A 9,919-nucleotide genomic window follows, 5' to 3' on the forward strand; every position below is an offset into this window, starting at 1 on the left:
GCCCTGACGGGCCCCGATCACACTACCCTCCGGTCTCGACCGCGAGCCCGCACGCGTCACTCAACGGTGACGACGCCCGGTGCTACGCGTTGCGTCTACTGATTTGCCCATCGTACCCGTGCACACCGACAACCTGGAGTGTATTTCTCAGCCCGGCGGCCACTCGAGCTTGCGCCCGCCGAGTAGATGGGCGTGGGTATGGAAGACCGACTGGCCCGCCTCGGCTCCAGTGTTGAACACCAGACGGAAGGCATCCAAGCCCTCGGTCTCAGCCACGGCCGCGCCGACACTGACGACCTCGGCCAAGGCCACCGGGTCGGCCGAGGCCAGCGCCGGAGCGTCCTGAAAATGCGCCTTGGGGATCACCAGGACGTGGGTCGGTGCCTGGGGTGAGATGTCACGGAAGGCCAGCGCCCTCTCAGACTCGTGCACGACGGTCGCCGGGATGTCACGTGCAACGATCTTGCAGAACAGGCAGTCGTCATCGGTGCTCATCCCTGCATCGTAGGACACTCGTCACAGCGCTTCGTCGCGATCCGGTCAAGGCACTTGTGCAGCAACCCAAGAACCAGGTAAACCCAACACGGCCCGAACACGTCAGTAGGAGTATGTGGTGGAGGACAGCAACCGCGAGGCGGAGGACGTGTCTGACGCTGACGCGGCGATCACCGAGCTCTACACGGCCCACTATGCCGGCCTCGTCCGGCTGGCTACGCTCCTCCTCCGCGATGAGGCGGTCGCCGAGGAGGTGGTGCAGGACGCCTTCGTCGCGCTCCACCGCAGGTGGCGCAAACTGCATGATCCACAGAAGGCAGCGGCATACCTGCGCACCTCGGTCGTGCACGGCACCCGCTCCGTACAACGTCGGCGCCACGTGGCCGACCGCCACCCAGAAGACCGCCCGCTGGACGCCCCCAGTGCCGAGCAGACCGCTATGGCGGGAGCGACCGGTGATGCTCTCATCCGGGCCATGCGGAAGTTGCCCGCGCGACAGCGAGAGGCGCTCGTCCTGCGTTACTACGGCGGGCTGTCCGAGTCGGAGATAGCAGCGGCGATGAAGATCAGCAACGGTGCAGTGAAGAGCCACGCATCACGGGGGTTGGCGACGTTGCGACCTCTGCTCGAGTCCTGGTCGTGACAACCGGCGAAAGGAGGCGAAGGCGATGAGCGAGATGAACGAGAAGTGGACCCCCGAAGAGGAGCGGTTGAGCGCGGCTCTGCATGCGCAAGCCGACAATGTCACGCCGGGCCCGGACGGCTTGGCCCAGATCCGGCGCCGCACGGTCCGTGCGCCCTGGTGGCGGCGGCCCGCCTTTCTGACCGCCGCCGCGGGTGGACTCGCCACGGCCGCAGCCGTCATCATCGCGGTGAACAGCCTGGGGACCGACGGAGGCGACCTCTCCGTCAGCCCGGCGGATTCGCCGACGACGACCGAACCGGCCTCGCCTCGCTCCCCTGAGTCCACGCCCGACGACGACACGGTCAGCGATGACGACGATGCGACGGTCGGTCCGACCGAATCTCCCGCCGATTCAGAGGACGCGGATACCGGCGACGTAGATGACGGAGCCGACGCGGAGTCGGACGATCAGGACCAGCCGCCGGGCGACGACGCCGGAGACGGCGACGGAACCGGTGAAGAGGACGCGAACGCGGAGCCCGACAGCGTGTACATGGCCGCCGAAGGCTCCGCGCTGCCCGTCTACTACGTGATCGACGGCCGCATCACGCGTGAGTGGCAGCGCGTCGACAGCACCGACAACGCGCTGGTCACAGCCGTGCATCAGACGCTCAACGGCCCGTCGTTCGACCCCCGTTACGAGACTCTGTGGGCGCCGGTCGACGTGGTCTCGGCCGAAGTCGTGGACGACGTCATCGAAGTGAACCTGAGTTCACCGGTCGAGCTCGCGGCGAGTCCCGAGTCCGCCGAGGTCGCCGTCCAGCAGCTGGTGTACACGGCGACAGCGACGGCAGGCTCCCTGGTCGACGGCGTCAGCAGCGCGCTGCCGGTGCAGATCCTGGTCGACGGCGAACCGCCGACGGACCTCTTCGGCCAGCTCGATATGACCGAGCCGGTCACCCGGGACGACCAGAACGACGTGCGCTACTTCGTCCAGATCGACAACCCCGGCTACGGCGCGGAGGTCGCCGGCCCGGTCACCGTCGACGGGGTGGCCGCCGTGCACGAGGCGAATCTGCTCTGGGAGCTGCGGCGCGACGGCGAGGTCGTCGACTCAGGCTACACCTCCACGGAGGAAGCGTTCACGTTCTCCGGATACAGCATCGATCTCGGCGACCTTGATCCCGGGACATACGAGATCACCGTCATGGAGGACGACGTCTCCGGCGGCGAAGGGCGTGACCCGTACTCGGAGACGAAGGAATTCACTGTCCTTGAGTAAACGATCCTGCACTCGGAAGTGACCCGATGCTCGACGGGGCACGCACGACCCAACGGGCCAGGCCTGTTCAGGCAGGCCAGCGAGGGGTTCGGGCGAGAATGTTCCCAGCGGCGACGGTGCCCGCGGTGGACGTGCGCAGGACCGTCGGTCCCAGGCGCGCCAGGATGGCGCCTACTGATTCGAAGCCGTTCAGCTCCTCCGGCGCGACCCCGCCCTCCGGCCCGACAACCAGGATGACCTCGCCGCCGTCGGGGAGATCGATGGCTGCCAGCGAGGTGTCGGCATCTTCGTGCAGGACGATGGCCACATCGGCGTTGTTCAGCCTCGTCGACACCTCGGCGGTCGTCGCGAGGCCGCTGACCTCGGGGAACCAGGACCGGCGGGCTTGCTTGGCCGCCTCCCGGGCAGTCGAGCGCCACTTGCGCAGTGTCTTTTCGCCGCGCTCACCCTTCCAGCGGGTGACGCACCGGGCCGCCGCCCACGGCACGATCTCGTCGACGCCGACCTCGGTCAGCGTTTCGACCGCCGTCTCGCCCCGGTCACCCTTCGGCAACGCCTGAACTACGACGATCCGTGGCGCGGGCCGCGGCTCGTCGTTCCTGGACTCGACTTCGCAGGTGAGGCCGTTCCGGTCGGCCGCCGTGACGAGACACCGCGCGACATGTCCGGCGCCGTCGGTGAGCTCGACGCGTTCCCCGGCGCCTATCCGCCGGACGACGGCAGCGTGCCGGCCCTCGTCGCCGCCTAGCGTGACCCGGCCGGATCCGCGCAACGTCGTCGCGTCGATGAGAAAGACCGGAAGGGACAAGACATCGTCTCCTGAGCGCTCGTGAGTCAGCGGCGGCAGCTTACCCGTCCCCGAGCGCCGCCCGGGTATTGAAAGCGAACACCGCCGCTGTACTCAAGGACCGCGTGGGCCCTAGCTCAGGCCTTCCTTGAAGGCATCTCGAATCCGGCTGAACACGCTCCCCTGCTGCCCGGCCGCGGTGGGCCCCGGGACGTGCTCTTCGCCACGGAGCTTCGCCAGCTCTCGCAGCAGTTCCTCCTGCCGGGCGTCGAGCTTGGTCGGGGTGACCACGTCGAGATGGATCAGGAGGTCTCCCCTGCCGGTACCGCGCAGCCGCGGAACGCCGCGCGCGGCCAGCCGGATCTTCTCCCCGTGCTGGGCACCCGGACGAACCTCGATGGTCTCCTTTCCATCGAGGGTGTCCAGCTCCACGCTGGTCCCCAAAGACGCGGCCGTCATCGGCAGCGGCAGGGCGCAATGCAAGTCATCACCGTCGCGGGTGAAGATCGGATGCGGGTTGATGGCGATCTCGACGTAGAGGTCGCCGGCGGGGCCGCCGCCGGGGCCGACCTCGCCATGACCACCCAGCTGGATCCGGGTGCCGCTGTCCACGCCCGCCGGAATCTTGATGGTCAGCGTGCGCCGGCTGCGGACGCGTCCCTCACCGCCGCATTCCACGCACGGGTTCGGGTTGACGGTTCCGAAACCCTGGCACTGCGGGCACGGCCGGGCCGTCATCACCTGGCCCATGAAGGAACGCTGGACCTGCTTCACCTCGCCCTGTCCACCACAGGTGTCACAGGTCACCAGCTGCGCGCCCGTCGCGGTGCCCTCGCCGGAGCACACGGTGCAGACGACGGCCGTATCGACCTGCAACTCCTTGGTGGCCCCGAAGACCGCCTCGGCGAGGTCGATCTTCAACCGGACCATCGCATCCTGACCACGGCGCACACGGCTGCGAGGACCGCGAGTCGCGGTACCGCCGAAGAAGGCGTCCATGATGTCGGAGAAGGAGAATCCGGCGCCGAAACCACCACCGGCTCCGCCACCCGCACCGAGCGGATCACCGCCGAGGTCGTACATCTCCCGTTTCTTCGGGTCGGCCAGCACCTCGTAGGCACTGGTGACCTGCTTGAAACGCTCCTGCGTCTCCGGATCCGGGTTGATGTCGGGGTGCAGCTTCCGGGCGAGCTTCCGGTAGGCCTTTTTTATGTCCTCTGTGGAGGCGTCCTTGGAGACCCCAAGGACCTCGTAGTAATCAGTGGTCGGCACCATCTATCCTTCGAAGATCCTTAGTTGTTGGCGTCGAGTATCTGACTGACATAACGTGCAACAGCGCCGACTGCTGCGATAGTCCCCGGATAGTCCATCCGGGTCGGGCCCAGCACTCCCATGCTACCCAGCGCCTGCTCCCCCGGCCCGTAGCCGGTGGTCACGATCGACGTCGACGACAGCCCTGACGTCGCGTTCTCCTGGCCGATCCGGACCGTCACCGGCGTCGAGCCGGAGGCATGTCCGAGTAGTTTCAGCAGCACGACCTGTTCTTCCAGCGCCGACAGCAGCGGTTCAAGCTCGCTGTCGAACTCGTGACCGTGCCGGGCCAGGTTGGCGGTGCCGGCGACGGCCACCCGCTCCTCGCTGCGCTCCACCAACGACTCGAGCAACGTCGCCGCGATGCCCGAGACGACCTGCCGGTCCTCCGGAGCGAACTGGCCGGGAATGTCCGCCACCTTGGAAGCCACCGACGCGAAGTCAAGCCCGACGACGAGCGCGTTGAGCCTGGCCCGGAGGTCTCCGAGAAGGGCGTCGTCCGGCCCGTCCGGGAGCTCCACCACTCGCTGCTCCACCCGGCCGGTGTCAGTGATCAACACCACAAGGACCCGGGCGGCTCCAAGGGAAACCAGCTCGACGTGTCGCACCGTGGAGCGGCTGAGCGACGGATACTGCACGACAGCCGCCTGGCGGGTCAGCTGCGCCAGCAGCCGCACCGTCCGCGAAATGACATCGTCGAGGTCTACCGCTCCATCCAGGAAGGACCGGATGGCCCGGCGCTCCGCCGCGGACAACGGCTTGACACTCGACAGACGATCGACGAAGAGCCGGTAGCCCTTGTCCGTGGGAACCCGCCCGGCGCTGGTATGCGGCTGGGCGATGTAACCCTCGTCCTCCAGTGTCGCCATATCGTTGCGGATCGTGGCCGACGAGACGCCCAGCTGATGCCGGTCAACCAGAGCCTTGGAACCTACGGGCTCCTGGGTGGCGACGTAGTCCTTAACGATCGCCCGCAGGACGTCCAGCTTGCGCTCATCGATCGGCACACCAACACCTCCCTGAGCATCCGTACCCGCGCACGCCATCGTACGCTGGCACTCGTATCGTCAAAGTGCCAATTCTACCGGGCGTCGGGCACCGGGTGGTGCCACGCACGTAGTAGCGTCCAGATCGTGCAGAGCTTTTCTGATCGTTACGGGCGAGACGTCCTCTCCAACTCGCCGCACCCGAAGCGGCCGGAGAGCGTCGAGACCGCCGCCGAACCGGGGCTCGTCGTCGAAGATGTGCAGACCGGATTCTGTGGCGCCGTCGTCGACTGCGACAAGTATGGCGTGACGTTGGAGGACCGGCAGGGGAAACGGCGAGCCTTCCCACTCGGACCAGGCTTCTGGATCGACGGCAAGCCGGTCGCCCTGGTACGCCCGACGCGCCCGGCGGCCGCCGCACCGAGCCGCACCGCATCCGGCTCCCGCCCCGTCGAGCATCACCGCGCCCGCACGGCCCGGGAGAGCCGCGTCTACGTCGAGGGCAAACACGACGCGGAGCTGGTGGAGAAGATCTGGGGGCACGACCTGCGCGTCGAGGGCGTGGTGGTCGAGGAGCTCGGCGGCGCGGACGACCTTCCGGAGATCATCCGCGACTTCGACCCAGGTCCCGGCCGCCGGCTCGGTGTCCTCCTCGACCACATGGTCGACGGATCGAAGGAGTCACGGATCGCCGAACGCGCCACGACCGGCTCCGGCGCGGAGCACGTGCTGATCATCGGCCATCCGTACATCGACGTCTGGCAGGCGGTCCGCCCATCAGTGCTGGGGATCGACGCCTGGCCGGACGTTCCGCGGGGTGTGCCGTGGAAGGAGGGTGTGCTGAGCGCGATCGGATGGACGGAAGAGCCGCCCGCAGCGTGGCGGCGGATCCTCGCGGCGGTGAACACCTACACCGACCTGGAGCCGGCGTTCCTCGGCCGGGTCGAGGAGATCATCGACTTCGTCACCTCCCCTGGCGCCGCATAGAAGTCGCACGGACATCGCGACTTCGACACCGAGGAATGCGCTCTACAGCGAATATCAGGCCTGGACCGCACTCCTCGGTATCAAGGTGGGTCGGCGGTATCTAAGTCCGCCTACGATATGGACGCGGATTTCCCAACCGGGTAAGGCGAGGCTACCCTAGCCACATGTCCGTGACAGTTCATGGCGGCGTCTCGCCGGCCCCCGCCAGACACGACCCGGCCGAGCAGGACGTCCCCCAGCAGGCCTCGACCGGCCTGCGCGGCGTCGAGCTGACGCTCGGCTACCACGGTGTTCAGGTCGTCGCCAGCGCCTCGATCCGGATGTTGAACGGCCACGTCACGGCGCTCGTGGGCCCGAACGGCAGTGGCAAGTCCACAGTGCTGCGAGCGCTCGCCCGCCTGCACCGGCCGGACAGCGGTCAGATCGTGCTCGGCGACGGCTCGTCGGCGCTGGACCTGACCGCCAAGGATTTCGCCCGCCGGGTGACCCTGCTGGCCCAGAGCCGGCCCACGCCGAACGGCATCTGCGTGCGTGACGTCGTCGAGTACGGGCGCCATCCGTACCGGGGCCGCTGGCGGCGCGAAGACCCGGAGGGTGCCGCTGCGGTCGCGTGGGCGATGGAGGTCACCGGCGTCGACGGAATGGCTGAGCGAGGCGTGGACGAGCTCTCCGGTGGAGAGCTCCAGCGCGTCTGGCTCGCCACGTCGCTGGCGCAGCGCACCGATGTGCTGCTGCTCGACGAACCGACCACGTTCCTCGACCTCCGGTACCAGATCGAGATCCTCGACCTGATCCGCGATCTCGCCGACGAGCACAAGGTCGCCGTCGGCGTCGTCCTGCACGACCTCAACCAAGCCGCGACCGTGTCCGACCACGTCGCGCTGCTGCACAAGGGCGAGGTCCAAGCCGCCGGCGCACCCGCCGAGGTCTTCACGGGCCCGTTGCTCAGCAAGGTCTACGGACTCAGAATCGACGTTCACCCGGATCCCCAGACCGGTCACGTCAGCACCAAGCCGGTAGGACGGCATACTCACCGACTGCGCGACGCCGCGCTGGACACCGACGTCCACTGAACCCGGGCCGCCGGCACACCCACCCGTCACGATCCTGAGGAAACCCATGACTCCGATGAACCCCGTGAAGCTTCGCCGCGCTCTGATTCCCGCGCTGGCCATCGCCACACTGGCCTTGACCGCCTGCGGCAGCTCGGAAGACACGGACGACGACGCCGGCGAGGACACCGCTGCGAGCAGCAACGATGACAGCGAGGCGGAGGCCACCGGCCCGGTCACCGTGACCGACGCGCGCGGCGAGGAGATCACCCTCGACGCCCCCGCGGAGGACGTCGTCGCCCTGGAATGGGCCGAGACGGAAGAGCTCGTGGTTCTCGGCGTCATGCCGGTCGGCGTGGCCGACGTGGAAGGTTACGGAACCTGGGTGCAGGCCGCGCCGCTCGATGACGACGTCACCGACGTCGGCACCCGGCAGGAGCCCAGCGTCGACTCGATCGTCGGCCTCGACCCGGACCTGGTGATCACTGAGGACCGTGGGAACAACCTGATTCAGCAGCTCGAGGAGTCCGTCCCGGTGATCGTGCTCGAGGGCACCGACACGGCGGACAACATCGGCAAGATGAAGGAGAACGTCACCACCATCGCCACGGCCGTGGGCAAGGAGGACGAGGCCGAGCAGGTCCTGGCGGACTTCGACGCCGCACTGGCCGAGGGCATGCAGCAGATCGAGGACGCCGGTGTCGCCGGCGAGCAGTTCGCCATGGCCGACGGCTGGATGGAGGGCAGCTCCGTCGCGCTCCGCATGTTCGGCCAAGGCTCGCTGGTCTCGGACCTCGCGGAAGAGCTCGGGCTGGTGAACGCCTGGGAAGGCGATGTGGATGAGGAGTGGGGCCTCGGACAGACGGACGTGGAGGGGCTGACCAGCCTGGAGAACCCGCACTTCTTCTACAGCAGCTCCGACGGCGAGGACGTCTTCGCTGACGGCCTGGCTGACAACGCTATCTGGAACGACCTGCCGTTCGTCGAGAACGGGCAGGTACACAAGCTCGACGACGGCACCTGGACGTTCGGCGGGCCGGCGTCGTCCACGAACATCATCGACCAGTTCGTGGAGATCCTCACCACGTGAGTAGCGGAGCGCGACCAGACAACGTGAGCGGCGACGGGACGAGCGAGCGGAGTGGTCGGCTCAGCGAGGAACGAGCGCAGCCGCCCGCGGAGCGAACGAGGAGCGGAGCGCGACCAGCTGACATGAGCGGCGACGGGACAACATGAGCGAACCGCGTGGGCCTGGCGAGGTCCTAGACGCGCCGCGCCGGCCGGACGACGACAGCGCCGGCCGTCTCGACCTCCCAGTGCGCCGGCTGCGGGTCGCGACCCTGCTCACGGTCGGCGTGGCGGCCTGCGTCGCGTTGGCCGTGGTGCACGTCACGCAGGGTACCGCCTCGGTGGATGCCCTGGACGTCCTCGGCTTGGTCTTCGGCAGCGGGGATCAGGATGCGCTCAACGTCCTGACCGCGTCCCGGCTCCCGCGCATGCTCGCCGGGGTAGCCGTCGGGTTGGCGCTCGGCATGGCCGGTGCGCTCCTGCAATCGCTCGCACGCAACGCGCTGGCCTCCCCGGACACGTTGGGCGTCAACGCGGGAGCGCATTTCGCCGTCGTGCTGGCCGCCGTCGTCGGTCTGTCCCTGCCGACGTTCACCGCAGGCGCGCTGGCGACCATCGGCGGACTGCTGGCGGCCGGCCTGGTGCTCGCGCTCTCCGCCGGCGGGGCATCCGGCCCGACCCGGCTGATCCTGGCCGGGTCCGCCACCGCGCTGACGCTGCACTCGCTCACCGCGCTGTTGATCCTTCTGTTCGAGCAGGAGACCACCGGGCTGTTCGCGTGGGGCTCCGGGTCTCTTGTTCAGGCAGACCTGGACGCGGTGCAGCAGATGGGGCCCGTCATCCTGGTGGCCATGGCCGCCAGCATGGCCATCGGGCACCGTCTCGACATCCTCGCCCTCGGCGACGACACCGCCTCAGTGCTGGGGATCAATGTCCGCCGAACGCGCCTCATCGTCACCCTGCTGGCGGTCCTCCTCGCGGCAGCCGCCGTCACCGTCGCCGGACCGATCGGATTCGTAGGTCTGTGCGCGCCCGCCATCGTCCGGATGCTCGGACCGCACGTGCCGGGCCTGTCCCGGCACCGGGTACTGCTGCCGGCGGCCGGGCTGGCCGGCGTCGTCATCGTGCTCGGCGCGGACGTGGCGGTCCGCGCGATACTCGGCGCGCAGGCCGGCGTGGAAATCCCCACCGGCGTGATCACCACCGTGTTCGGTGCGATCGTGCTTATCACGCTCGCGCGCCGGCACCGGGATTCCGGCCCCACCCGCCGGCCGCCGGCGGCACGCCCGGGCCGGGCCCGCTCGCAACGGTTGTTCTGGATCGTGC

Annotated in this window: 10 protein-coding genes; 6 read left to right on the forward strand and 4 right to left on the reverse strand. The window is 68.4% G+C overall.

The window, feature by feature from the left end:
* Positions 1-147: 147 nt before the first annotated feature.
* Positions 148-495 carry a histidine triad nucleotide-binding protein gene (locus tag ELR45_RS12750; protein WP_129666444.1) on the reverse strand — a complete coding sequence of 116 codons (348 nt, stop codon included), beginning with the start codon at positions 493-495 and terminating at the stop codon, positions 148-150.
* A gap of 118 nt (positions 496-613) precedes the next feature.
* On the opposite strand from ELR45_RS12750, the gene ELR45_RS12755 reads away from it, so the two are divergent.
* Together ELR45_RS12755 and ELR45_RS12760 are read left to right on the forward strand one after the other, a co-directional pair.
* A complete protein-coding gene (locus tag ELR45_RS12755) occupies positions 614-1,138 on the forward strand; it encodes a SigE family RNA polymerase sigma factor (RefSeq protein ID WP_205856494.1) in 525 nt (174 codons plus the stop codon).
* Between the two features lie 25 nt (positions 1,139-1,163).
* The gene (locus ELR45_RS12760; RefSeq protein WP_129666448.1) at positions 1,164-2,402 is read left to right on the forward strand and encodes a Gmad2 immunoglobulin-like domain-containing protein; all 1,239 of its coding nucleotides are present in this window, start codon (positions 1,164-1,166) and stop codon (positions 2,400-2,402) included.
* A 67-nt stretch (positions 2,403-2,469) separates the two neighbouring features.
* On the opposite strand, the gene ELR45_RS12765 is transcribed toward ELR45_RS12760, so the two are convergent.
* The 3 genes from ELR45_RS12765 to hrcA all read right to left on the reverse strand — a co-directional run bounded on the left by ELR45_RS12765 (position 2,470) and on the right by hrcA (position 5,546).
* On the reverse strand, positions 2,470-3,210 hold the full coding sequence (locus ELR45_RS12765) for a 16S rRNA (uracil(1498)-N(3))-methyltransferase (RefSeq protein ID WP_129666450.1): 741 nt from the start codon (positions 3,208-3,210) through the stop codon (positions 2,470-2,472).
* 111 nt (positions 3,211-3,321) lie between these two features.
* A complete protein-coding gene (gene dnaJ / locus ELR45_RS12770) occupies positions 3,322-4,461 on the reverse strand; it encodes a molecular chaperone DnaJ (RefSeq protein ID WP_240759565.1) in 1,140 nt (379 codons plus the stop codon).
* Between the two features lie 20 nt (positions 4,462-4,481).
* Positions 4,482-5,546 carry a heat-inducible transcriptional repressor HrcA gene (hrcA, locus tag ELR45_RS12775; protein ID WP_129666454.1) on the reverse strand — a complete coding sequence of 355 codons (1,065 nt, stop codon included), beginning with the start codon at positions 5,544-5,546 and terminating at the stop codon, positions 4,482-4,484.
* An 84-nt stretch (positions 5,547-5,630) separates the two neighbouring features.
* Here hrcA and ELR45_RS12780 point away from each other — a divergent pair, with 84 nt between their 5' ends.
* The 4 genes from ELR45_RS12780 to ELR45_RS12795 all read left to right on the forward strand — a co-directional run.
* The gene (locus ELR45_RS12780; RefSeq protein WP_420813879.1) at positions 5,631-6,473 is read left to right on the forward strand and encodes a DUF3097 domain-containing protein; all 843 of its coding nucleotides are present in this window, start codon (positions 5,631-5,633) and stop codon (positions 6,471-6,473) included.
* Positions 6,474-6,637: 164 nt separating this feature from the next.
* The gene (locus ELR45_RS12785) at positions 6,638-7,546 is read left to right on the forward strand and encodes an ABC transporter ATP-binding protein (protein ID WP_129666458.1); all 909 of its coding nucleotides are present in this window, start codon (positions 6,638-6,640) and stop codon (positions 7,544-7,546) included.
* 46 nt (positions 7,547-7,592) lie between these two features.
* The gene (locus ELR45_RS12790) at positions 7,593-8,615 is read left to right on the forward strand and encodes an ABC transporter substrate-binding protein (protein WP_205856496.1); all 1,023 of its coding nucleotides are present in this window, start codon (positions 7,593-7,595) and stop codon (positions 8,613-8,615) included.
* A gap of 142 nt (positions 8,616-8,757) precedes the next feature.
* The coding region (locus ELR45_RS12795; protein WP_165367725.1) for an iron chelate uptake ABC transporter family permease subunit at positions 8,758-9,919 on the forward strand (1,162 nt) is incomplete at its 3' end.

This window comes from Phytoactinopolyspora endophytica (assembly GCF_004138495.1).
In the GTDB taxonomy this organism is placed as follows: domain Bacteria; phylum Actinomycetota; class Actinomycetes; order Jiangellales; family Jiangellaceae; genus Phytoactinopolyspora; species Phytoactinopolyspora endophytica.

Bases quoted from the DNA above. Each gene is read 5' to 3' on its own strand.
- hrcA (WP_129666454.1), bottom strand. From the start codon at position 5,546: ATGGCGTGCGCGGGTACGGATGCTCAGGGAGGTGTTGGTGTGCCGATC.
- ELR45_RS12760 (WP_129666448.1), top strand. From the start codon at position 1,164: ATGAGCGAGATGAACGAGAAGTGGACCCCCGAAGAGGAGCGGTTGAGC.
- ELR45_RS12790 (WP_205856496.1), top strand. From the start codon at position 7,593: ATGACTCCGATGAACCCCGTGAAGCTTCGCCGCGCTCTGATTCCCGCG.
- ELR45_RS12750 (WP_129666444.1), bottom strand. From the start codon at position 495: ATGAGCACCGATGACGACTGCCTGTTCTGCAAGATCGTTGCACGTGAC.
- ELR45_RS12785 (WP_129666458.1), top strand. From the start codon at position 6,638: ATGTCCGTGACAGTTCATGGCGGCGTCTCGCCGGCCCCCGCCAGACAC.